The organism is Nocardia sp. NPDC003979 (assembly GCF_053605015.1).
The window spans coordinates 559,677-582,062 of the sequence record NZ_JBSGIJ010000003.1; the positions used below are offsets into that span (position 1 = coordinate 559,677).

Here is a 22,386-nt window from a genome sequence, read left to right on the forward strand (position 1 = left end):
GTGGATAAATCATGAACTGTGGACAACTTCGCGTCCGACGACCAGCTTGTCGGCGGCGTCGTCCACACTCACCGACACCGTGTCACCGTCGGTGACCGTGCCCGAGAGCAGTTCCTTGGCCAGGCTGTCGCCGATGGCCTGCTGGATCAGCCTGCGCAGCGGGCGCGCGCCGTAGGCGGGGTCGTAACCGCGCACCGCGAGCCACTGCTTGGCCTCCTCGGTGACATCGAGGGTGAGCCTGCGCTGCGACAACCGCTTCTGCAGCTGGCGCAGGTTGATGTCGACGATCGACTCCAGCTGTTTCGCGTCGAGCGCGTGGAACATCACCACGTCGTCGAGCCGGTTGAGGAACTCCGGCTTGAACGCTCGGCGCACCGCGTCCATCACCTGGTCCTTGGTGCCACCGGCACCCAGGTTGGAGGTGAGGATGAGGATGGTGTTGCGGAAATCGACCGTGCGGCCCTGACTGTCGGTGAGCCTGCCCTCGTCGAGCACCTGCAGCAGGATGTCGAACACGTCCGGGTGTGCCTTCTCGATCTCGTCGAACAGCACCACCGAATACGGCCGCCTGCGCACCGCTTCGGTGAGCTGACCGCCCTGGTCGTACCCGACGTAACCGGGCGGCGCGCCGACCAGGCGAGCCACCGAGTGCTTCTCGCTGTACTCACTCATATCGATGCGGACCATGGCGCGTTCGTCGGCGAACAGGAACTCCGCCAGCGACTTGGCCAGCTCGGTCTTACCGACACCCGTCGGCCCGACGAACATGAACGAGCCCGTCGGCCGGTTCGGGTCGGCCACCCCCGCACGCGAGCGGCGCACCGCGTCCGACACCGCCTGCACAGCCTCCTGCTGACCGACGACGCGCCCGGCGAGCTCGGTCTCCATGCGCAGCAGCTTGGCGGTCTCGCCCTCGAGCATCCGCCCCACCGGCACACCGGTCCACGACGACACCACATCGGCGATGTCGTCCGGGGTGACCTCCTCGTTGAGCATCACCTCACCGCTCGCGGCGGCACCGCTGGCCTCTTCGGCCGCGGCCAGCTGCTTCTCCAGCGCCGGGATGCGGCCGTAGCGCAGCTCGGCGGCCTTGCCGAGGTCACCGTCGCGTTCGGCGCGTTCGGATTCGCCGCGCAGGCGCTCGAGCTCCTCCTTGAGCCCGCGCACCGAGTCGATGGCGTTCTTCTCGTTCTGCCAGCGGGTGGTGAGCTGGTTGAGCTTCTCGCGGTCGTCGGCCAGTTCCTGGCGCAGTTTCTCCAGGCGCTGCTTGGACGCCTCGTCGGTTTCCTTCTCGAGCGCGACCTCCTCGATCTCGAGGCGCCGCACCGCGCGCTCCACCTCGTCGATTTCGACGGGGCGCGAGTCGATTTCCATGCGCAGCCGCGACGCCGACTCGTCGATCAGGTCGATCGCCTTGTCCGGCAGGAAGCGGGAGGTGATGTAGCGGTCCGACAGCGTCGCGGCCGCCACCAGCGCGGAATCGGTGATCCGCACGCCGTGGTGCACCTCGTAGCGTTCCTTGATGCCGCGCAGGATGCCGATGGTGTCGGCCACCGTCGGCTCGCCGACCAGCACCTGCTGGAACCGGCGTTCCAGTGCGGCGTCCTTCTCGATGTACTTGCGGTACTCGTCGAGCGTCGTCGCGCCGACCAGGCGCAGCTCACCGCGCGCGAGCAGCGGTTTGATCATGTTGCCCGCGTCCATCGACGAGTCGCCGGTGCTGCCCGCGCCGACGATGGTGTGCAGCTCGTCGATGAAGGTGATGATCTCGCCCGCGCTGTTCTTGATGTCGTCGAGCACGGCCTTGAGCCGCTCCTCGAACTCGCCGCGGTACTTCGCACCCGCGACCATCGCGCCGAGGTCGAGGGAGATGACCTTCTTGCCGCGCAACGACTCCGGCACGTCACCGTCGACGATGCGCTTGGCGAGGCCCTCGACGATGGCGGTCTTGCCGACGCCCGGTTCACCGATGAGCACCGGGTTGTTCTTGGTGCGTCGCGAAAGTACTTGCACCACACGGCGGATCTCGGTGTCGCGGCCGATCACCGGGTCGAGTTTGCCGGTGCGGGCGGCCTCGGTGAGGTCGGTCGAGTACTTCTCGAGTGCCTGGTAGGAGGCTTCGGGGTCGGGATTGGTGACCCGCGCGCTGCCGCGCACCGTGGTGAAGGCGTCACGCAACGCCTCGGGAGTGGCGCCGTGCCTGCGCAACAGCTCGGCCACCTCGCCGCTGCCGTCGGCCAGGCCGACCAGCAGGTTCTCGGTGGAGACGTATTCGTCGCCGAGTTCGGTTGCCAGCCTTTGCGCGGCCGTGATCGCGGCCAGCGCCTCGCGGCCGAGCTGAGGGGTGGTCGTGGCGCCGGTGGCGCGCGGCAGCCGGTCGACGAGGTCGCCCGCTTCCCGTTCGACGGTCGCGGGGTCGACACCGATGGCCTTGAGCAGCGGGGCGGCGATGCCATCGGTCTGATCCAGCAACGCCACCAGCAAGTGCGCCGGACGGATCTCCGGGTTGCCCGCCGCCGACGCGGCCTGCAGGGCGGCCGTCAGGGCCGCCTGGGTCTTGGTGGTGGGATTGAACGAGTCCACTGGTCTCCTCGGGGTAATTCCGGTATCGACTTGTTCAACGTCGGCAAAGTTGAGTCTGTTCCGCTCAACTTAATCTTTTTCTGGCCGGTTCGCCACGCCGCCTCACGCTACGCCGCATGTCGGAGCCCCCTGAGCCTAGGATTGCGGTGCCTGGATCACCCCCGATACGAGGAGTTGTCGACCATGCGCGCCATCGTGGTTCACAAGTTCGGTGCCACGCCCGAACTCGCCGATATGCCGGTGCCCGAACCCGGTCCGGGTGAAGTGCAGGTCGCCTTGGACGCCGCGGGGGTGAACCCGTTCGACCTGAAGATGGCCGACGGGCTGCTCGAAGGAAAAATGCCGACCGACTTCCCGATGATCCTCGGCGTGGACGGCGCGGGCACCGTGTCGGCGGTCGGTTCGGGCGTCACCTCGTTCGCCGTGGGCGACAAGGTGGTCGGCAAATTCCTGACCGCCCCCGCGGGCCACGGCAGCTGGGCCCAGTACGCGACGGTCCCCGAAGACGCCACGCTGGTGAAGATCCCCGACGGCATCACCACGGTCGCCGCCGCTGCCCTGCCCATCGCCGGACTCACCGCCCAGGACCTGGTAGACGCCGCCCACGTCCAGCCCGGCCAGACCGTGCTGATCGTCGGCGCCACCGGCGGTGTCGGTTCCTTCCTTGTACAGCTGGCCAATATCGCGGGCGCCCACGTGATCGCGACCGCCCGCGCCGACGCCACCGACCAGGTCGCCCGCCTCGGCGCCGCCGAAACCGTCGACTACACCCAGGCCCGCCCCGACCCGCACGACCCGTCCACTCAGGTCGACTCGAACATCGTCGACGCCGTGCGCTTCACCCACCCCGACGGCATCGACGTCCTGTTCGACCTGGTCAGCACCGCACCGGCCTTCGCCGACCACGCCACCCTCGTCCGCCGCGGCGGCCACGCCTACTCCACCGTCTGGGCCGCCGACGAACAAGCACTCTCCGAGCGCGGCATCACCGGCGGCAACTTCGAATCCAAAGGACGCGGTCCGGAACTGAGCCGCTTGCTCGGGCGAGTGGCGGCAGGGGATGTGGTGGTCCCGGTCCAGATGACGGTGCCGCTGGAAACCGCTCCCGCCGTACTCGGCGCGGGTAGTGCACGCGGAAAGACCGTCCTGGCAATCTGATCCAACCGCATCGACGGCAGGGTCCATAGTCGGCGGCGACCGGTCACAGCACAGGTACCGCGCACGTCCTCGACGATCAGGCGGGGCGGTAGGTGCCGGTGCGGGCTTTGGTGGCGGTGGATTCGAGGATGGTGGTGAGGGTTTTGTGGATTCGGGTGGGGGTGGTGGGTTTTACGGTGAAGGTGGTTTCGCCGTAGAAGACGTAGCGGCCGTCGCCGGGGAGGTCGTGGAGCTGGAAGTCGTCGCGGCCTTCGGTGTGGCGGTTGTCGACGCTGGCGTGGGCGTAGACGCCGATGTGGGTGAGGGTGTCGGTGGGTTTGGCGAGGAAGGATTCGAGTTGTTCTCGGGGGGTGGGGTTCCAGCGGTCGCGGGTGTGGGGGCGGGGGGCCGCGAGTTCGGCTGCGGTGACGCGGATTTCGCGGCCACGGCCGGGTGAGACTTTGGGGAGGGTGGAGAGGACGGCGGCGGCCAGGGCGTTGGGGGTCATCAGGTGCAGGGTGATGTCGCCGGGGTTGCGGGTGTCGCCGGGGGCCTGGACGGCGAGGGATGCGTAGGTGTCGCGGGTGCCGCCGTGTGCGCGGATGGTTCGCACGCCGCGGGAGGCGCCCGCCACCTCGACGCGAGCGTGGGGTGCGAGCAGGGCGGCCATGGCGCGGTCGAGGTCGGAGTCGAATTCGGCCATCAGGTTCTCGGCGGCCTTGCGACGCAGGCGCAGGACCTCGGCGTAGGTCTCGACGTCGGTGTACTGGTGCTGTAAGGGGTACGGGAGGACGTCGCGCCCCGCGGCTTCCCACAGGGTGCGGAAGTCGAGGGCGGTGAGATGCCAGGTGCGCACGGGAAATCTACTCTGTTCCATCGAGATCGGCACTCAGTCGGCGCCGATGACGGGCGGGACCATCTTGGGCAGGCTGTCCAGACCGGTGAGCTCCTCGCCGTTCTCCTGCGTGACGAGGTAGTCGGGGATGCCCTTGGTCGACTCGTCGTCCTTGCCGCCACCACGTCCCGCGCCCTGGCCCATCATGCCGGGCATCCCGGAGCGGCCCGCAGTGCCCGCTCCGCCGCCACGGTTCGCCCCTGCGCCGGCCGACGCGGGGTTGCCGGGGACCGCCGCACCCGCCCCCGGCGAACTGGCGCCGGGAGAACCGCTGCCCGGCACGCCCGAGCCCGGGGAACCGCCGCCACCGGGAAGGCCTGTGCTGCTCGGGCTTCCGGGAGATCCCGGCGTAGTGGACTGCGGGATGGTCGCGGCGGGTGTCGTCGAGGCCGGGGTGGTCGACGAGGGATCGGTGGTCTGTGGGGTGTCGTCCTCGGAAGAATTCTGGTCATCGTCCTCGGCGGAGGTGTCGCCGGGGGTTTCGCCTGGGTCGGTCGTCGGGGTGACGGCCGCAGGCGTGCTCGGCGTCGCCGCGGGCCGACCGGCCGGCGAGTCTTGATCGCCGGGGCGTGCACCGCCGCCCGGGATTTCGGGATCGCCGCCGTTTTCCACAGCCTTGGGGATCGGAATGACCGGAACATTCGTGTCCGACTCGTAAATGACCGGCGCATAGACGGTTTGGAGCACACGCACCGCCTCGACCCGCGCATTCTCTTCCGCCACATCGTCATCGCGCCACGCTCGGCCGGTGAACAGGCCGGTGAAGTTGTCGACGCCGCTGCGGTGCTCGGGCTGATGGGGCACAAGACGTTTCGTCGGTTCCAGGCCCGTTCGCAACTCGACCAGTTTGTTGCTGGTGAGGGCGGCCGCGGTGGTGACCCGTTTGCCCGTGGCATCGTAGGCCGCGACGGTTTGGGCGGCGGCGTTCGCGGCCGAACCCGCCCAGACATCGGGCGACATCCCACGCGAGATCTGCTTGCGGAACTCGTCGAGGGAGGTGGCGTTGCGGGTGGAGATCTCGGTCCACGCGCCGATCAGATCGTTGACGGCATCGAGATCGATCTTGTCGACCTTGGCGCGCAGCTCGGCGACGGTACCGGCGAACAGGTTGTTCTCGACCACCGTTTTCGGGCGGAATTCGCCGTCGAAACCGAGCTGGCTCGCCTTCTGCCGGGTTACTGCGCGCTGGTCGTTGTATTGGTCTTGGATGTCGGCGATTTCGGAACTATCGAGTTCGCCGTCGTCGCCGGAGAAGGAGACGAGGTCGCGCAGTTTGCCGTAGAGGTCGAGGCCGTTGATGCTCTGCATGCCGGTCATGGGGTCACCTGCTCGGAGATGTAGTCCATGGCGTTGGCGTTTTCGATGTCGGTGCTGGTGAGGCGTTTGAAGGAAATGGCGAAGACTTCGCGGAGTTGCTGCACGGCTTCGATGTCCTTCATGACCACGGCATCGATCGAGTTCGGATCGCCTGTGGCCTGAACGAGGAACTTCTTCTCGAGATCCTTGCCGATCTGAAAGTCGCCGAAACCGCTCACGTTCTGCGTTCGGCGTGTAATGCCCAGAATTTCGCGAAGAACAGTCAGGCGGTCATCGCAGGCTTTGTACATGTGGAAAGCGGCAGCCTCGTCGTTGAGGTAGACCTCGCCGGCCTTCGCCTGGGCGAGCAACGCGCTGTAGGCGGTGTTCTCACTCACGGAGCCCTCCCCGGTCAGCTCGGAAAGATCGGAACCAGCACTTCGCCCGCGCGGGCCAAGTACTCGCAGGGGTCGTCGAGGCCGGACTCGAGGGGCGAATTGAGGATCTGCAACTGGACGACGCCGAGCTGCGCGGGAAAGACCACATCGCAGCCGAGGTCCTTCGATGCACCGCTGACCTTGAACTCACGACCCGAACGGCCTGCGATGGTTACGTCCCGAAAGTCGACGTTTCCAGGTTTCTGTTCGAACTGATCAACCGTCTTCTTCGTCGTGTACACGGTGAGCGAGAACTCGCGCGCATCCCACGCGCAGATCTCCCAGCCCGATTGCGGAACACCGCCGACGCCTTTTTCCTCGGTCGCCGGGTCGACCCCGACCTCCGTCAACAACGCATCAGGAATCTCCGTACACGGATTCCACAACACCGGCTTGGCCGTCGTAGTCGCCCCCGAAGAAGTCGATTTCCCCGCCTCGCATCCGGCTGCCCCGACAACCGCCAGACCTGCGAGCACTAGCGCGATCCCCGCCCGTTTCATCCCCACCCCTTCTCGCCGGTCCACTGCTTTGACCAGGGAGATTAGCACGGGCCTCGGACACGGAACCGGGTCCGAGCGGCGGGCAAACCGGTAGCAGCCGGTCGCTCATCGTGCGGTCAGCGACTCCACACCCGCACCCGTCAGGGCGGGCAGAACGCTCGGTCTTCCGGTGAGAAGTAGGAGCAGATCCAACGTGGAGCCGCGGATTTCGGGACCACTACCAACGGTCCATGCGGAGTCGTCGGCCACGAGGGACACACCGCGTAGCCGGCGGCGGGCCCAGAAGGGCCAGCCCATCGTCCAGACACGCTGTGCGGCAACCGCGCACGCCTGCGCGTCGACTTCGATCGTGTGCGAGAGCGGGCGGGCGATGTCCTGGGCGTGGACGATCACGTCGAAATGGATGTTGCGATGGTTGGTGACCACGGGCAGGTCGCGGGAATCGGCCAGGCTCGCGAGTGCGGTGGCGAGGTCAGGGGTGGTGTCGGCGTAGCGGACGGCCAGGTCGTGGTTGAGGCGGTGGAAGCTGCCTCGGGCGCGGGCCGCCTCGCGCAGCATGGCGAGCGGGCCGGGCGGCTGGGGTGCCAGCGCGACGTGCGCGGCTACATCGCGAACGCGCCAGCCCGCGCACAGCGAGGGGGCGTCGAGTTCGGCGGGAGTGAGCTCGGCCAGGAGCCCGGCGATGGCGCGGCGCTGGTCGGTGATGGTTCGCCAGTACTGATCGGGGTCCATGCTCGGCTCCTTGTAGTCAGCCTTTCTGACTAATATAGTCAGTGTTACTGACCTGATCAAGGAGTGTCATGCCCGCTGACGAGCTCAATCTCGGAGTTCTGCTCTTCATTCCATACCGGGAGATGGAGCGGCGGGTGCTCGACGCGCTGAACGACGGCGGCTTCGACGACCTGACCCAGGCCCAGGCACGGCTGGTCGCACGGATCGGGCCGGACGGGTCGCGGTTGACCGATCTGGCCGCCCAGGCGCAGGTCACCAAGCAGACCGCGGGGGTGCTCGTCGACCAGCTGGTGCGCGCCGGATACCTGCGACGCGAACCCGACCCCAGCGACGGACGCGCGCGGCTGCTGCGACTCTCGGACAAAGGGACACGGGCCGTCGAGGTCGCGAATCAAGCGGCGCGCCAGGTGGAGTCGGAATGGCTCGCCCACCTCGGGCCGCGACGGTCGACCGCGCTGCGCGGGGCGCTCGAGGAACTGCGGAAGATCACCGACCCATATCGATGACGCGAACTCGCGGACGCGCGGCAGCGCTGGGCATACGATCCGCGAGGCGTGATGAGCATCCCTGCACCGAGCTGGCGTTTTCGGGGGATACTTGAGACGGCGCCCGCCGTGGGGGCGGGGCCACCGGGCAACAATTCTAGGAAAGGGAGCTTGACGACGTGGATGCGCGTTCGCTTGCGCTGGTCCGCGCCGATTTTCGCGGAGTGATGGAGGCACCGGGCGGCCCCGAGCGGCTGACCAGGGCTTTTTACGGGCACCTGTTCGCACAGGACCCAAGATTGCGTGATCTCTTTCCGCCGACCATGGACATGCAGCCCAAACGGCTGACCACGGCGGTGCAGTTCGTCCTCGAACATCTCGACGACTTCGACCGCGCTCAGCGGTTCCTCGAGCAATTGGCGCGCGACCACCGCAAGTACGGGGTCGAGGCCGACCACTACGACATGGCGGGGCTCGCGTTGCTCGGTGCGCTGCGTACCTACCACGGCAACCGCTGGAACCGGGAGCTCGACGAGGGCTGGCGCGATGTCACCATCGTGATCTCGGCGGCCATGGCGATCGGCGCCAACCAGGACAAATCGCAGCCGTACTGGGACGCGACGGTGGTCGGTCATCGCCGCGTGCTCGACGATCTGGCGATCGTGCGGTTGCAGGCCGACAGCCCGATCCCGTTCAAGGCGGGCCAGTACGTGCCGATCGCGGTGCCGCAGCGGCCGAACATGTGGCGCTATCTGTCGCCCGCCATCCCCGCCAACCCGTACGGCGAAATCGAATTCCATGTTCGTCGGGTGAGCGGCGGCTGGGTGAGCCCGGCCATCGTGAACGACACCAAGGTGGGCGACCGGTGGAAGATCGCCGGACCGCTCGGCGGGTTGCAGGTGGACCGCGAATCCGGGCGTGACGTGCTGATGATCGGCTCGGGCACCGGCATCGCGCCGCTGCGCGCGCAGCTGATCGAGATGAGTCAGCGCGGTATCAACCCGCGCGTGCACTTCTTCATCGGCGGACGCTTCCCCGGCGACCTGTACGACGTGAACAACATGTGGCAGCTGTCGCAATCGAATCCGTGGCTCACGATCGTGCCGGTGTGCGAGGAGCCCGAGAACCCGTGGTGGTATCCGCCCACCCCGTCCGAGCCGCCGCCGGGCATGCATCGCAGGCTCACCGGGAATCTCGGCGCGGTGGTCACCAGTTTCGGCGCCTGGGCCGATCGGCAGATCCAGATCGCCGGATCCGCCAAGATGATCGACGACACCCGCCGCGCCCTCATCCGGGCCGGCACCCCGACCGATATCATCGCGGCCGATCCCGTCGGCTGACCGCGCGAAAGTGACTGATGAGCACCGAGTTTCCCCACCCGGCCTGGACAGCGACCGTTGTCGGTCATCATCGGCTGCGCAACGATCTGGCCGTGATCCGGTTGATCGGTGACTTCGTCCCGTTCGCCGCGGGCGGGTCAGTGGAGGTGGAGGTGCCGCAGCATCCGGGCGTGCGGCGGCGGTTGTCGCCCGCGCTGCCGCCCTCGCTGGACGGCAAACTCGAATTCCATGTGCGGACGGTGCCGGGCGGGTGGTGCTCGTCGTCGATCGTGGCCGACACCCAGCCGGGTGATCAATGGCGAATCAACGCACCGCACACCGTGTTCGCCGTCGACCCCGACGCGACCGAGGTGGTGATGATCGCGGGCGGCACCGGACTGGCACCGATGCGCGCCCAGATCCTCGACCTGGCCCGCCGCGAAAACCCGCCACGCACCTACCTCTTCTTCGGCGGCCGCAGCCCACGCGACCTCTACGCCGCCGACATGCTGTACCTGCTGTCGGGTGAATTGCCCTGGCTCACAGTGATTCCCGTGGTCGAAAGCCCCGACGACCCGCCGATCCGCGACGAATGGCACGAACAGACCCGCGTCGACATCGGCTTCGCCCCCTCGGAAATGCTGCACGGCACCCTCGCCGACGTAGCCGCCGCCCACGGCCCCTTCGACCGTCACCAGGTCCTGATCTGCGGCTCCCCCGCCATGGTCGCCACCACCACCGACCGCCTCGTCGCCGGCGGCACTCCCCCAACCAACATCACCTCCGAAGGTGCTTGAACACCGCCTTTTTCGAGGTCGTCGCCGCAGTGGGGCTGGCGACCTGAGATCGTCTCAGAACAATGGGTCGTGGCGGATGGATTTGGCTTGGGTGCCTGCGGCCATGAGGCGGAACTTGGTGGTTTGGACCATGGAGGGGGAGCCGACTATTTGGACGTCGCGGTCGGCCCAGGGGCCGAAGGCGGCTACGACCTTGCCGATTTGGCCGGTCATGCGGGGTTCCAGGCCGGGGAGTTCGACCTGGGGTTCGCCGGAATCGTAGTACCACCAGGGGTTTTCTTCGTGTTCGGTGACGGGGGTGACGGTGAGCCACTTGTTGGCGACGGCCAGTTGGCTCAGGACCTGGAGGTCGTAGAGGTCGCAGGGGTGGTGGCCGCCGACGAACAGGTGGACCTTCGGGTTCACCCGGCGCTGGGCCATCGCCATGATCTGGGCGCGCAGGGGGGCGATGCCGGTGCCGCAGCCGATCATCAGCATCTTGCGCTTGGTGTTGCGCGGCACGCCGAGACCGCCGAGGGGGGCGCCGAGTAACCACTGGTCACCGACGGTGGTGTGCGACACGATCGCCGGACTCACCCAGCCGCCGAGCACACTGCGGATGTGGAATTCGATCTCGCCGTTGCTGTTCGCGGGATTGGCGGGTGACAGGTAACGCCACATACGCGGACGCGAGGGCACCTGCACACTGATGTACTGGCCCGCCGCGTACTCCATCGGATGCTCGAGCTGAACCCGGACGATCGACAAGTTGCGCAACACTTCGCGGCACTCGACGACGGTGGCGGTCCAGGCGGCGGGACTGGTTTCCTTGTCGGCGGCGCCGATCATCGCGCCGCTGATATTGGCCAGGCCCTCGTCCCAGGCGGCGGCGACCTCGTCGGTCCACATCTCGTCGCCCACACAACCGCGGATCGCCGACTTCAGCGAATTGGCCACCGCCACATAGTGCGCCGGTTGCACGCCGTACTTGCGATGGTCGCGCCCGAGCTGCGCGAGGAACGGCAACAGCTTGTCGGGTTCCTCCAGCCGGTCCAGCGCGTAGGAGATCGCATGGACGAGGCGGTCGCGCTGGGCATCCATGGCGGCTGGAAAGAAGTCACGGACACCGGGGTAGTCCGTGAACAGGATCGAGTAGAACGACCTCGCCAGTGTCTCGGACCCACCCTCTTCCGCAGCAACCGCCTTGAACGTGGTACGGATCAAAGCGACAGTCCGCGAATCCATATGTGTCACAACCTCGTTTCGCCATCGAACGCTTGTCGCGCCGGCGAGTGACGGGCTGGGAGGACACTCGTCAGCAGCCGATGCGAGAAGTCTAGGCGAGGTTTGCCAGCTTAGGAATCGTACTCTTAAACATCACGCATGTAATTCTGACAAAACTGGATACAGACACGGTGGCGCGCCAAAGAAACAGACCTGGAGCCCGTGAATGAGGCGTAGACGTGACCGATTGGGCCCGTAATTCGGACGTCCTCGCCGCGCGCTTCTACTTCCGGACGGCAAGATCGAAAATAAATGGGTTGCTGGATAGTCACCAGCCGATCGCCGGGGATTGACCAGCACACGACAGAGCCCCCGATCCGCGACCGCCGTGGCGGACAAGCGAACCGGGGGCTCGGTGAAACGAGTGCCTCAGCGGCGATGACGTGGCTGCCACACCACGAGCGCGGTACTGCGTTGCGGCGGAGACAGATCGGGCCGGTAACCAGCCCGCAACCGCTCCAGCTCCGCGCTCATCTCATCCACCCGCTGCTGCAGAGCCTCCACCTGATTGGTGAGCTCGATGATGCGTTTGATGCCCGCCAGGTTGACGCCCTCGTCCTGCGACAGCCGCTGCACTTCGCGCAACAGCTCCACATCGCGAGCCGAGTAACGGCGTCCGCCACCCGAAGTTCGTTGAGGGGTGACCAAACCCAGCCGGTCGTAGGTACGCAACGTCTGCGCGTGCATCCCCGCCAACTGAGCCGCCACCGAGATCATGAAGAACTCGGCACGCGAGGATCCCGCAGACTTCGGACTATCGGACATCAAGCACCTGCCCATCCTGCACGCGGATCGAAACCGCTCGCCTTCTCCGCCTCCTGGTACCGCTTCAGGGCCTCGGTCGCCTCGGCATCGAGAGCCTGCGGAACCGCGACCTTCACCGTCACCAGCAGGTCACCTGCACCACCGGCCGGACCGCGCTTGGGCACACCCCGGCCGCGTACCCGCAGGATACGCCCGTCGGCGGTACCCGGGGGCACCTTCACACCGACCCGGCCGTCCAGCGTGGGCACCGAAACGGTTGTCCCGAGCACCAATTCGGCATAGCTCACCGGCAGCACAAGGGTGAGGTCGTCACCCTGACGGCCGAAGACCTTGTCCTGGCTCACGTGCACCGTGACATACAGGTCACCCGACGGCGCGCCACGCAGGCCCGCCTCACCCTGACCGGCGAGCCGGATCTTCTGCCCGTCGCTGACACCCGGTGGGATGCGGACGGTGATGGTGCGGGTGCGGTTCTGGATGCCGGTGCCCGCGCAATCGGTGCATGGGTCGTCGATGATCGAGCCGGTACCGCGGCAGTCGTCGCACGGTTCGCTGAAACCGAACGCACCCTGGTTGCGGCTCACCACACCCGCGCCGTTGCAATGCGGGCACACACGCGGGCTGGTGCCCGGCTTGGCGCCGCTGCCGTGACACGTGGTGCACGGTGACGGGCTCGTCATCCGCAGCGGAACGGTGACACCCTGGGCCGCCTCGCGGAAGCCGAGCGTGGTCTCGGTTTCCACATCGGCGCCACGGCGCGGACGGCTCGACGCGCGCCCGCCCCGGTTGAACAGGCCACCGAGGATGTCACCGAGACCACCGTCGCCCGCACCGGGACCACCCGGCTGGCCGAAGATGTCACCCAAATTGAACTCCTGCGAGAACCCGCCGCCCCCACCGGGGGTGAAGCCGCCGCCGTAGCCGCGACCGCCACCGCCGGCGAACAGGCGCCGCGTCTCGTCGTACTCCTTGCGCTTGGCCGGATCAGACAGCACCGCGTTCGCTTCGCTGACGGCCTTGAACCGCTCCTCGGCCTTCGTGTCACCCGGGTTGGAGTCCGGGTGCAGGTCACGCGCGAGCTTGCGGTAGGCCTTCTTGATCTCGTCCTGCGACGCGCCGGAGGAGACACCCAGCTCCTTGTAGAAGTCCTTCTCGATCCACTCCCGTTGACTCACCGGGCATCTCCTCCTCTCACGCTATTCGTTATCGGCGTCGGCATCCGAATCCGATGCCCCCACGGTCTCGGGATCGGTTACCCCGACCATCGCGTGCCGAAGCACCCGATCGCCGAACCGATAGCCCTTGCGCATGACCACGCCGATCACCGGCTCCGAACCCGAACCCTCGTGCTGCACGGCCTCGTGCAGCGTCGGGTCGAACGGGTCACCGACAGCACCGAATTCGACCAGGCCCTGCTTGGTGAGCGCGGTCTCGAGCTTGTCGGCCACCGACTTCAACGGGCCGGAATCCAGGTCGCCGTGCGCCCTGGCGCGGTCCAGATCGTCGAGGACACCGAGCAATTCGGTGACCACGCTCGCCTTGGCCGCGTCGATATTGGCCTGGCGATCGCGCTCCACCCGGCGGCGGTAGTTCGCGTACTCCGCGGTCAACCGCTGCAGGTCGGCGGTGCGCTCGGCGAGCTCGTCGCTCTCCGGAGCTGCCTCGACCTCGGGTTCGGTCTCGGTGCCGGACGCCGCCTCCTCAGCGACGTCCGGCTCCTCGACGATGTCCTCGATCAATTCCTGTTCGGAGTTGGCCTCGGTCACTTCTTCTCCGTATCAACCGGCTCGTCGACAACCTCGGCGTCGACGACCTGGTCGTCGGCCGCGGTGTTCTGACCCGCACCATCGGTGGACTGACCCTCGGCCGCGCTGGCCTCGTACAGCGCCTGGCCCAAAGCCTGCGACTCGGTGGCCAGCTTCTCCACGGCGGCCTTCACGGCGGCGATGTCGGTGCCCTCGAGCGCCTTCTTCGCCTCGTCGATGGCCTCTTCGACCTTCGACTTGGTGTCGGCCGGGACCTTGTCCTCGTTGTCCTTGATGAACTTCTCGGTCTGGTGCACCAGCGACTCGGCCTGGTTGCGGGTCTCGGCCTCCTCGCGGCGGGCCTTGTCCTCGGCGGCGTGCGCCTCGGCGTCCTTGACCATCCGGTCGATCTCTTCCTTGGACAGGCCGGAGCCGTCCTGGATCTTGATCTTGTTCTCCTTGCCGGTGCCCTTGTCCTTCGCGGTGACGTGGACGATGCCGTTCGCGTCGATGTCGAAGGTGACCTCGATCTGCGGCACGCCGCGCGGGGCCGGGGGCAGGCCGGTCAGCTCGAAGGAGCCGAGCAGCTTGTTGTGCGAGGCGATCTCGCGCTCACCCTGGAACACCTGGATCTGCACCGACGGCTGGTTGTCGTCGGCCGTGGTGAAGGTCTCCGAGCGCTTGGTCGGGATGGTGGTGTTGCGCTCGATGAGCTTGGTCATCACGCCACCCTTGGTCTCGATACCCAGCGACAGCGGGGTGACATCGAGCAGCAGGACGTCCTTGACCTCACCCTTGAGCACACCGGCCTGCAGGGCGGCGCCGACGGCGACGACCTCGTCCGGGTTCACGCCCTTGTTCGGCTCACGGCCACCGGTCAGTTCCTTGACCAGGTCGGAGACGGCGGGCATACGGGTGGAGCCACCGACGAGCACGACGTGGTCGATGTCGGCCACGTTGATGCCTGCGTCCTTGATGACGGACTGGAACGGCGCGCGGGTGCGGTCCAGCAGATCGGAGGTGATCTTCTGGAACTCGGCGCGGGTGAGCTGCTCGTCGAGGAACAGCGGGTTCTTGTCCGCGTCGACGGTGATGTAGGGCAGGTTGATCGAGGTGCTCTGGCTGGAGGACAGCTCGATCTTCGCCTTCTCGGCGGCCTCACGCAGACGCTGCATGGCCATCTTGTCCTTGGTCAGGTCGATGCCCGAGCTGGCCTTGAACTTGTCGACGAGCCAGTTGACGATGCGCTCGTCCCAGTCGTCACCACCGAGGTGGTTGTCACCGGAGGTGGCGCGGACCTCGACGACGCCCTCGCCGATTTCCAGCAGCGACACGTCGAAGGTGCCGCCACCGAGGTCGAAGACCAGGATGGTCTGCTCTTTGTCGCCCTTGTCCAGGCCGTACGCCAGCGCGGCCGCGGTGGGCTCGTTGACGATGCGCAGCACGTTCAGACCGGCGATCTGACCGGCTTCCTTGGTGGCCTGACGCTGGGCGTCCTCGAAGTAGGCCGGGACGGTGATGACCGCGTCGGTGATCTCCTCACCGAGGTAGGCCTCGGCGTCGCGCTTGAGCTTCATCAGCGTGCGCGCGGAGATTTCCTGCGGGGTGTACTTCTTGCCGTCGATCTCCACGGTCCAGTCGGTGCCGATGTGGCGCTTGACCGAGCGGATGGTGCGGTCGACGTTGGTGACGGCCTGGTTCTTGGCAGGCTGACCGACGAGAACCTCACCGTTCTTCGCGAACGCGACGATCGACGGAGTGGTGCGCGAGCCTTCCGAGTTCGCGACGACGACCGGCTCGCCGCCTTCCAGCACGGAGACGACAGAGTTCGTGGTCCCGAGGTCGATTCCGACCGCACGAGCCATAGTGGGTTCCTCCTGATAATTGACGACAACTCCCAGCAACGCTGAGCGTGATGCGCTCAATCCTGCCTGTCGGCTCCGCCGGGCGTCAACCCGAACTTGAGTGACATGCGCTCAACATCGTTGATCTGCACAACCGACAGCTGCGGCGATTCATTCCCGCCACCCGAAAAATTCTTCTCGCCACCCTTGGCCATTCTTGCCACGACCGCACTCAACCACGGCGGCCGATGCGGGATCGTGACGGATCGTTCATGCCTTGCGCGCGGGTTCGACGAAGGCGGTAGCCGCCAAGGCAAGCACCAATAGGCCCGCGCACAGGTAGCTCGATACCTCGATACCCGCCGCCATGGCCGCCCGGGCCGCTTCGGCGGCATCCGCGGGGAGGACTGGGATCACCGATCCCGCACTACCGGTGACTGTCGATGTCAGCTGGTCGGCCTCGGCTTCGGGCATGTTCGCGTCGGTCAGGCGGTCACGAAGGCCGGAGCCGAGGGTGCTGAAAAAGACAGTGGTGAGGACGGCGATGCCAAGGGCCGAGCCGAGTTCGCGTGCGGCGCTCTGGATTCCCGAGCCTTGGCCCGCGCTTTCAGCGGGGACGTCGGCGAGCACGACATTGGTGACCTGGGCCGTGGCGAAGCCGACACCGATGCCGTAGACGAACAGGGCCACGGCGATCGACCACCAACTGGCGTCGGCGGCAGCGAACAGGCCGAGCAGCGCGAGACCGGCGGCTTCCAGCAACAGGCCGATCCTGACCTGGCCGAGCGCCGAAACCGTCATCGCGAAGCTGGCACCGCTGGCGGCGAAACTGCCGATCGCGAGTGGGACCAGTGCCAGGCCCGCCTGCAGGGCGGTGTAGTCGAGGGCGAACTGCATCCACAGCGGCAGGACCGCGATGATGCCGAATTCGCCGAGGCCGACGAGCAGGGTCACCACATTGCCCTTGCGAAACGAGTCGATGGTGAACAGCCGCACATCGAGCAGGGGGTGACCATCGGCGATCCTTGCTTGTCTGCGCCAGAACATTCCGAGCGCGAGGACCGCACCGGCAAGTGCGATGAGGACCGGAGAAGGTCCACTGCGCCAGGCGAATCCGCCGATAATCAGGGGTTCGGTGACCACCAGCCATCCGTAGTGACGGCCCTCGATCAGGGCGAAGGCGAGCAGACCGAGGCCGAGTGCCGACTGCGCGGCGCCTCGCCAATCCACCCCGCCGACGGAACTCGGCGACGCCGGGAGATAACACAGCACTGCGACCATGATCAGGGCGACCATCGGGATGTTGATGCCGAAGGCCCAGCGCCAGGAGAAGTCGGCGAGCCAACCACCGAGCAGCGGGCCGACCGCCGCGGCCGCGCCGATCGTGGAGCCCCAGATCGCGAAGGCCTGTCCGCGGGCCTTGCCGGTGAATGCGGAATTCACGAGTGCCAAGGACGTCGGCAGGATCATCGCTCCGCCGATGCCCTGCAGGAATCGGGCAAGGATCAGCAGACCGCCGCTCGGGGCGAGGGCAGCGAGCAGGCTCGTCACACCGAAGACGACGAGGCCGATCAGGAACAGCCTGCGTGCGCCGTACAGATCGCTGAGCCTGCCGGTGAGCAGCAGCAGCGCCGCGAAGACGATCGCATAGGACTCCTGGATCCATTGCGCCTGAATCGAAGTGATCGCCAGGTCGTCGACGATCGGCGCGACGATCACGTTCACGATCGTCAGGTCGACCACGATCAACGCGACGCCGAGCGATACGGCGATCAGCCCCAGCCACAACCGCAGCGGTGGGGTCTCGGTTTCGGTAGACAATTTACCTCCATCATCAAGTGACTTTATGATGAAGCTAATTGTCAGGCGGTAGGTTGTCAATCGAGCGGCGAACGAGAGGACGACATGGCGAAGACATCCGGCGATGTCGCACGGCAGCGGCAGCGGCTCGCCGCCGGGCTCATCGGCTACGGCGCGAGTTTCACCGAATTGGGCCGTCGGTTCGCCGAGACCCTCGGCGTGCACTCGACCGACGCGTTCGCCCTGATGGAGATCGCCGCCGCCGAGGCGGCAGGCACTCCCCTGTCCCCCGCGCTGCTCAGCAAGCGGATCACGCTCACCTCGGGGGCGATGACCACCCTGATCAACCGGCTGGAGCAGGCGGGATACGTCACCCGCAGCCGCGAACACACCGACCGGCGGGTGGTGACACTGCGGTGCAGCGCGCAGGCCCGCCGCCTCGCCGACGAGTTCTTCCACACGGTCAATGCCGAGCAGGACGCGATCCTGGCCGAATACCCGGACGACCAGCTCGAACAGTTCGAGACCCTGATCGCGCGACTGCGCGCGGCGATGGACAGGCCGTCGACCTAGAGCGGCGGCTACTTCGGCAGCGGGATGCGGGTGGGGGCCGTGAGGATGGTGGCGTGGTTGCGCAGGGCGGCTACGGCGGTGAGCTGGTGTTCGAGGGTGGCTGTCCGTTCGGCGCGGTGTTTGGCCTGGTTGGAGGCTGCTTCCTGGGCGGCGGTGAGGGATTCGTCGATGGAGCGGAGGCTGCGTTCGGCGATGCCCGCGTAGTGGTCGCGTAGGGCGCGGTGGATGCGGTGGATGCGGTCTCGGGAGTCCTTGCCCGCCTGGAAGGCCACGTCGTCGAGGAAGCGGCGGACGACGTTCTTGGCCTCGGTGCGGCGGCGGGTGAGGCGGGCCTGCTTATCGTCACGGTACGCCTTGCCGCCCACCAGCACGCCCGCGCCGAGGGAGATGGGGTTCAGCAGGGCCAGGCCCGCGAAAGTCGTTGCCAGACCGACCATCAGGACGCCGCCGTAGGAACCGCGCATGCCGACGAGGACCTTCGACAGGACGCCGATATCGGGTTCGAGGTCGCCCAGAGTGCCGGTGCGGTGGGTGGTGCCTGAGGGGTCGAGGGCTGCGGGCAGGTCTACGGCGCCCAGCTCGAGGAAGTGTTCGGCTACCTGGTCGGCCAAGGCTTCCGCTCTGGTGTGCGCCCAGAGCAAGTTGTCGCCCAGGGCTGAATCGACTGTGCCCGTGAGCCATTCGGTGATGGCTCCCCAGTGGCGCCCGGGGTCGTGGTCGTCGATCCACTCCTCGCCGGTGCGGGCGATCTCGCGCAGGCGTTCGCGCAGGTCGTGGTCGACGTCACCGGCCAGGTCGGTGATGCCGTCGGCGAGGGTTTGCTGCCAGGCGGCGGTGCGGCGATGCAGTTGCTGTGCACGGGCTTTGGCCGATTGCAGCTCGCCGACCGCGGCCGCGGCTTGTTGCGGATCGCGTAGGGCGACGAGTTCACTGCCCAGAGCCAGTGCCAGATGCTCAGCGGCCGAGGACATCTCACGAGCGATGGCGGCGCGGGTCGCGGCTTCGTCGCGGGCGACCACCTGCTCGCGCAGGAATTGGTAGAGCTGCCCGTAACCGGACTCGGCGCCCAGCTGGGCGTCTTGCAAGCGCAGGGCGTGGGCGCGGAGCAGGGCCGAGATCGGGAGCAGGGGGAGGTCGAGGTTCGCCTTGCGCAGGTGTTCCCGGTCGGCCTCGAAGACCTGGCGCCAGTGCGGGTAGAGGTCGGTTTTCGACATCAGAACCGCTGTGGCCGGGCACAATTCGGATGCTTGTCGCAGGAAGGTGAGCTCCGGGGCGGTGAGTTCGGTGGAGGCGTCGGAGATCACCAGGACGGCGTCGGCCGCGGGGAGCATCTCCAGGACACCGAGGGTGCCCGCCGTGGTTCGGGCGCCGATGCCGGGGGTGTCGATGAGGACGATGCCGTCGGCGAGCAGGTCGGCGGGGAGGTGCACCTCGATGCGAAGGATCTGTTTGCCCGCCACGGACCGGTCACCGATCGACGGCAGATCGGCGATCGGGAACTCGACCCGCTCCTCCTCGGAAGAGGTTGTAGCCAGCACCAATTCAGCGCGCGGCTGCGGCGCGTAGGCGAGCTGCATCGGGAAACGGGTGGTGACGTCGTCGCCCACGGGACAGATCTCGACATTGAGCAGCGCGTTGATGAAACGGCTCTTGCCCTGATCGAGCTGGCCCGCGACGACGATCCGCCGCCGCGGGTCGCGCACCCGGACCGCCGCCGTTTCCAGACGGGCGACCAGGTCGTCACGACCCGCGGCACGAGCCGCCGCGACGGTGTTGTCGAGAACCGACAGCAACGAATCCATCGGCCTGAACTACAGGGCTTCAGGGGTGTCGAACGGGGTCTCCGGGGCGGTGAACGAGGTGTCGAGCAGGCCCGTTCCGCCGGAGAGCGGGGAATTGTCGAGAGCCGGGCCGAAGGCGCTGTCCACGTCGACCGTCGACCAGGTGTCGGCGGCCGAGGTGAAATCGATGGTCGAGGTGGGTTCGGCGGCTTCGCCGGTGAGAGTCATGGAGGTCTCCGAGGTAAACGCTGTTGATGCCGCGGTTTCGAAGCTGCTGGTCGCCCCGAGGGTGGATTCCAAGCCGGTGGACGTGGTGGTGGAATCGAGTTGCGGCTCGGACTGGATGGTTGAGCCGAGGCCTGCGGCTACGCCGGTTTCGGTGGACCAGTCGGGGGTGGTGCCGAGGCCGAGTTCGAGACCTGTTGCGGTGGAAGTTGTTACGTCGGCGGTTGTGGCGAACACGCCTGTCGCCGTGGCTCCGGCACCGGTGGCTGCGGTGGCTGCCGCGTCCAGTGCGGCGGCGGTGCCGGTCACACCGGCCGCGCCTTGCGCCGCGTTCGCGGCAAAGTCGGCTGCCGCGTTCGCGCCGAGGCCGACTGTGGCATTCGTCGAGAAACCGGCTGCGGCAGAAGCGGCTGCGTTGGCGGCGGCGTCTGCGGAAGCGTGGGCTCCGGCGGTGGCAATGCCGCCGAGGTCGGTGGCGATGCCGGTCGAGTTCGCTACTGCGCCGGTGAGAGTCGACTGGAGTGCGGTGGTGGTGTTCGCAGCGCCGACCAGGGCGGTATCGAAGGCCGAGGTGGACACGAGCTCGGCCGCGGTGTCGATGGTCGAGGCTGCGGCGAGATCGGTGTTGAAGGCTGTGCTGAGGGCGGTTTCGAGGCCGGTGGCCGGGGCGGCGGTGAAGGGAGCGCCGAGAGTTGCGGCTGCCCCGGTGGACAAGCCTGCGGCGATTTGAGTGCCGAGGTCCGCTGTCGCCGCGGCGCCCGTGAGACCGGCGGAGAGATCGGCACCTGCACCGGTGAGGCCGATCTGCGTGGTCGAGGCGACCGCACCGGTCAGCGAAGTCGCCGCAGCAGCACCGGCATTCGCGGCCGCACCGACCTGCATCCCGACCCCAACCGACCCCGAAAGCCCTGTTTCGAGACCCGTTTCGAACGCGCCACCAACGGAAGTTCCCAGCCCCACAACGCCTTCGGTCAGCCCGGAAGCAGTGGCATCGAAACCCGAGCCCAACGAACCCACGCCTGCGGCCAGATCGGCGACAGTATCCAGCGCACCCCCGGCGGCGAGACTCGAAGTCGCGCCCGCAGCGGCTTCCAAGCGCGCAGCGGCGCTCGCGGCGAGGTCGGCCTCGGTTGTTGCCGCCGTGAGGCCGCTCACAGTGGTGCCGAGTCCGGCGGCAACACCCGTCGTGGCGCCGAGCGCGCCAGTTACGGCAGTACCGATTCCAAGGTCGGTTCCCGCCGTCGCGGAAAGGTCGGCACCGACGGTGGCCACCGATCCGAGGGCGGAATCGAGACCGGCGCCGGCCCCCATCACCGAATCATGTCCGAACGAAAGGCTCTCGCCTACTGCGCCATTCGTGGCGGCGGCGAGTTCGATGCCGAGGTCTGCGGTGGTGTCGGTGGTCGTGGTGACGGCAGAGTGGATGTTTGCCGATGCGTCGGCGAGCACACCTGCGGTCGTCCCGAGACCTGCGGTGAGGTCGGCGCCCAGGTCGACGGCGGCATCCGCGCCTGCACCGAGACCGGCCGTGAGGTCGGTGGTTACGTCGGTTGCGGCTTCGAGGGTGGTTCCGAGGCCGGTAGTTGCGGTGGTCACCGCGTCGAGGGTGATGTCAGTGGTCGCACCCAGATCAGCTGTGGTGCTGCTGATGGCGCCCAGGCCGGCGGCGATGTCGGTGGCAGCTGTGAGGCCTGTGTTCACGCCGGCGCCCAAACCTGCTGTGAGGCCCCCTGCTACGTCGGTTGCCGCGTCGAGGGTCGCGCCGATACCTGTGGTTGCGTTAGTGGCGGCACTCAGGCCGGTATCCAGAGTCGCACCGAGACCGGCGGAAACGTCAGCGGCGGCGCCCAGGCCGGCACCCACAGACGCACCCAAACCGGCGGACAGATCGGCGGCTGCATCCAGGCCAGCACCCACAGACGCACCCAAACCAGCAGACACATCAGCGACAGCACCCAGCCCGGCACCCACAGACGCACCCAAACCAGCAGACACATCAGCCGCACCACCCAGGCCAGCACCCACAGACGCACCCAAACCAGCAGACACATCAGCGACAGCACCCAGCCCGGCACCCACAGACGCACCCAAACCAGCAGACACATCAGCGACAGCACCCAGGCCAGCACCCACAGACGCACCCAAACCAGCAGACACATCAGCGACAGCACCCAGCCCGGAACCCACAGACGCACCCAAACCATCAGAC

General features: G+C 67.3%; 21 protein-coding genes. 5 read left to right on the top strand and 16 right to left on the bottom strand.

The window, feature by feature from the left end; translation table 11 throughout:
- Positions 1-9: 9 nt before the first annotated feature.
- Positions 10-2,583: an ATP-dependent chaperone ClpB gene (gene clpB, locus ACWEVR_RS09475; protein ID WP_067642149.1), complete on the bottom strand. Its 2,574-nt coding sequence runs from the start codon at positions 2,581-2,583 to the stop codon at positions 10-12.
- 183 nt (positions 2,584-2,766) lie between these two features.
- Here clpB and ACWEVR_RS09480 point away from each other — a divergent pair, with 183 nt between their 5' ends.
- Positions 2,767-3,741 carry an NADP-dependent oxidoreductase gene (locus tag ACWEVR_RS09480; protein WP_452466494.1) on the top strand — a complete coding sequence of 325 codons (975 nt, stop codon included), beginning with the start codon at positions 2,767-2,769 and terminating at the stop codon, positions 3,739-3,741.
- 76 nt (positions 3,742-3,817) lie between these two features.
- Here the strand turns inward: ACWEVR_RS09480 and ACWEVR_RS09485 are convergent, their stop codons facing one another.
- The 5 genes from ACWEVR_RS09485 to ACWEVR_RS09505 form a co-directional block, all read right to left on the bottom strand.
- Entirely contained in the window at positions 3,818-4,576 is a 759-nt protein-coding gene (locus ACWEVR_RS09485) for an ESX secretion-associated protein EspG (protein WP_452466495.1), read from the bottom strand.
- Between the two features lie 33 nt (positions 4,577-4,609).
- Positions 4,610-5,932 (bottom strand): hypothetical protein, encoded by a 1,323-nt coding sequence (locus tag ACWEVR_RS09490; protein WP_452466496.1) that lies wholly within the window; start codon positions 5,930-5,932, stop codon positions 4,610-4,612.
- Positions 5,929-6,309, bottom strand: a complete 381-nt coding sequence (locus ACWEVR_RS09495; protein WP_067484296.1) for a hypothetical protein — start codon at positions 6,307-6,309, stop codon at positions 5,929-5,931. Before ACWEVR_RS09495 ends, ACWEVR_RS09490 begins: the two co-directional genes overlap by 4 nt.
- 14 nt (positions 6,310-6,323) lie before the next feature.
- Positions 6,324-6,848: a DUF3558 domain-containing protein gene (locus tag ACWEVR_RS09500; protein WP_452466497.1), complete on the bottom strand. Its 525-nt coding sequence runs from the start codon at positions 6,846-6,848 to the stop codon at positions 6,324-6,326.
- 105 nt (positions 6,849-6,953) lie between these two features.
- The gene (locus tag ACWEVR_RS09505) at positions 6,954-7,580 is read right to left on the bottom strand and encodes a maleylpyruvate isomerase family mycothiol-dependent enzyme (protein WP_452466498.1); all 627 of its coding nucleotides are present in this window, start codon (positions 7,578-7,580) and stop codon (positions 6,954-6,956) included.
- A gap of 68 nt (positions 7,581-7,648) precedes the next feature.
- Here ACWEVR_RS09505 and ACWEVR_RS09510 point away from each other — a divergent pair, with 68 nt between their 5' ends.
- From ACWEVR_RS09510 to ACWEVR_RS09520, 3 genes are all read left to right on the top strand, one after another.
- Positions 7,649-8,086 carry a MarR family winged helix-turn-helix transcriptional regulator gene (locus ACWEVR_RS09510; RefSeq protein ID WP_452466499.1) on the top strand — a complete coding sequence of 146 codons (438 nt, stop codon included), beginning with the start codon at positions 7,649-7,651 and terminating at the stop codon, positions 8,084-8,086.
- A gap of 158 nt (positions 8,087-8,244) precedes the next feature.
- On the top strand, positions 8,245-9,405 hold the full coding sequence (locus ACWEVR_RS09515) for an FAD-binding oxidoreductase (RefSeq protein WP_067484283.1): 1,161 nt from the start codon (positions 8,245-8,247) through the stop codon (positions 9,403-9,405).
- Between the two features lie 17 nt (positions 9,406-9,422).
- On the top strand, positions 9,423-10,181 hold the full coding sequence (locus tag ACWEVR_RS09520) for an FAD-binding oxidoreductase (protein ID WP_452466500.1): 759 nt from the start codon (positions 9,423-9,425) through the stop codon (positions 10,179-10,181).
- 54 nt (positions 10,182-10,235) lie between these two features.
- Here the strand turns inward: ACWEVR_RS09520 and ACWEVR_RS09525 are convergent, their stop codons facing one another.
- From ACWEVR_RS09525 to ACWEVR_RS09555, 7 genes are all read right to left on the bottom strand, one after another.
- Positions 10,236-11,405 carry a globin domain-containing protein gene (locus ACWEVR_RS09525; protein WP_067642161.1) on the bottom strand — a complete coding sequence of 390 codons (1,170 nt, stop codon included), beginning with the start codon at positions 11,403-11,405 and terminating at the stop codon, positions 10,236-10,238.
- 408 nt (positions 11,406-11,813) lie between these two features.
- Positions 11,814-12,209, bottom strand: a complete 396-nt coding sequence (locus ACWEVR_RS09530) for a heat shock protein transcriptional repressor HspR (RefSeq protein WP_452466501.1) — start codon at positions 12,207-12,209, stop codon at positions 11,814-11,816.
- Positions 12,209-13,384 carry a molecular chaperone DnaJ gene (gene dnaJ / locus ACWEVR_RS09535; RefSeq protein WP_452466502.1) on the bottom strand — a complete coding sequence of 392 codons (1,176 nt, stop codon included), beginning with the start codon at positions 13,382-13,384 and terminating at the stop codon, positions 12,209-12,211. The genes ACWEVR_RS09530 and dnaJ overlap by 1 nt, the downstream gene beginning before the upstream one ends.
- Before the next feature lie 21 nt (positions 13,385-13,405).
- On the bottom strand, positions 13,406-13,975 hold the full coding sequence (gene grpE, locus ACWEVR_RS09540; RefSeq protein WP_452466503.1) for a nucleotide exchange factor GrpE: 570 nt from the start codon (positions 13,973-13,975) through the stop codon (positions 13,406-13,408).
- Positions 13,972-15,819 (bottom strand): molecular chaperone DnaK, encoded by a 1,848-nt coding sequence (gene dnaK, locus ACWEVR_RS09545; protein WP_452466504.1) that lies wholly within the window; start codon positions 15,817-15,819, stop codon positions 13,972-13,974. Before dnaK ends, grpE begins: the two co-directional genes overlap by 4 nt.
- Before the next feature lie 56 nt (positions 15,820-15,875).
- Complete coding sequence (locus tag ACWEVR_RS09550; protein WP_452466505.1) at positions 15,876-16,022, bottom strand: hypothetical protein; 147 nt, start codon at positions 16,020-16,022, stop codon at positions 15,876-15,878.
- Positions 16,023-16,068: 46 nt separating this feature from the next.
- Positions 16,069-17,679, bottom strand: a complete 1,611-nt coding sequence (locus tag ACWEVR_RS09555; protein ID WP_452466506.1) for a DHA2 family efflux MFS transporter permease subunit — start codon at positions 17,677-17,679, stop codon at positions 16,069-16,071.
- 24 nt (positions 17,680-17,703) lie between these two features.
- Here ACWEVR_RS09555 and ACWEVR_RS09560 point away from each other — a divergent pair, with 24 nt between their 5' ends.
- On the top strand, positions 17,704-18,171 hold the full coding sequence (locus tag ACWEVR_RS09560; protein WP_452466507.1) for a MarR family winged helix-turn-helix transcriptional regulator: 468 nt from the start codon (positions 17,704-17,706) through the stop codon (positions 18,169-18,171).
- Between the two features lie 8 nt (positions 18,172-18,179).
- On the opposite strand, the gene ACWEVR_RS09565 is transcribed toward ACWEVR_RS09560, so the two are convergent.
- The 3 genes from ACWEVR_RS09565 to ACWEVR_RS09575 all read right to left on the bottom strand — a co-directional run.
- A complete protein-coding gene (locus tag ACWEVR_RS09565; protein WP_452466508.1) occupies positions 18,180-19,973 on the bottom strand; it encodes a dynamin family protein in 1,794 nt (597 codons plus the stop codon).
- Between the two features lie 9 nt (positions 19,974-19,982).
- Positions 19,983-21,878 carry a beta strand repeat-containing protein gene (locus ACWEVR_RS09570; protein WP_452466509.1) on the bottom strand — a complete coding sequence of 632 codons (1,896 nt, stop codon included), beginning with the start codon at positions 21,876-21,878 and terminating at the stop codon, positions 19,983-19,985.
- Between the two features lie 92 nt (positions 21,879-21,970).
- The coding region (locus tag ACWEVR_RS09575) for a hypothetical protein (RefSeq protein WP_452466510.1) at positions 21,971-22,386 on the bottom strand (416 nt) is incomplete at its 5' end.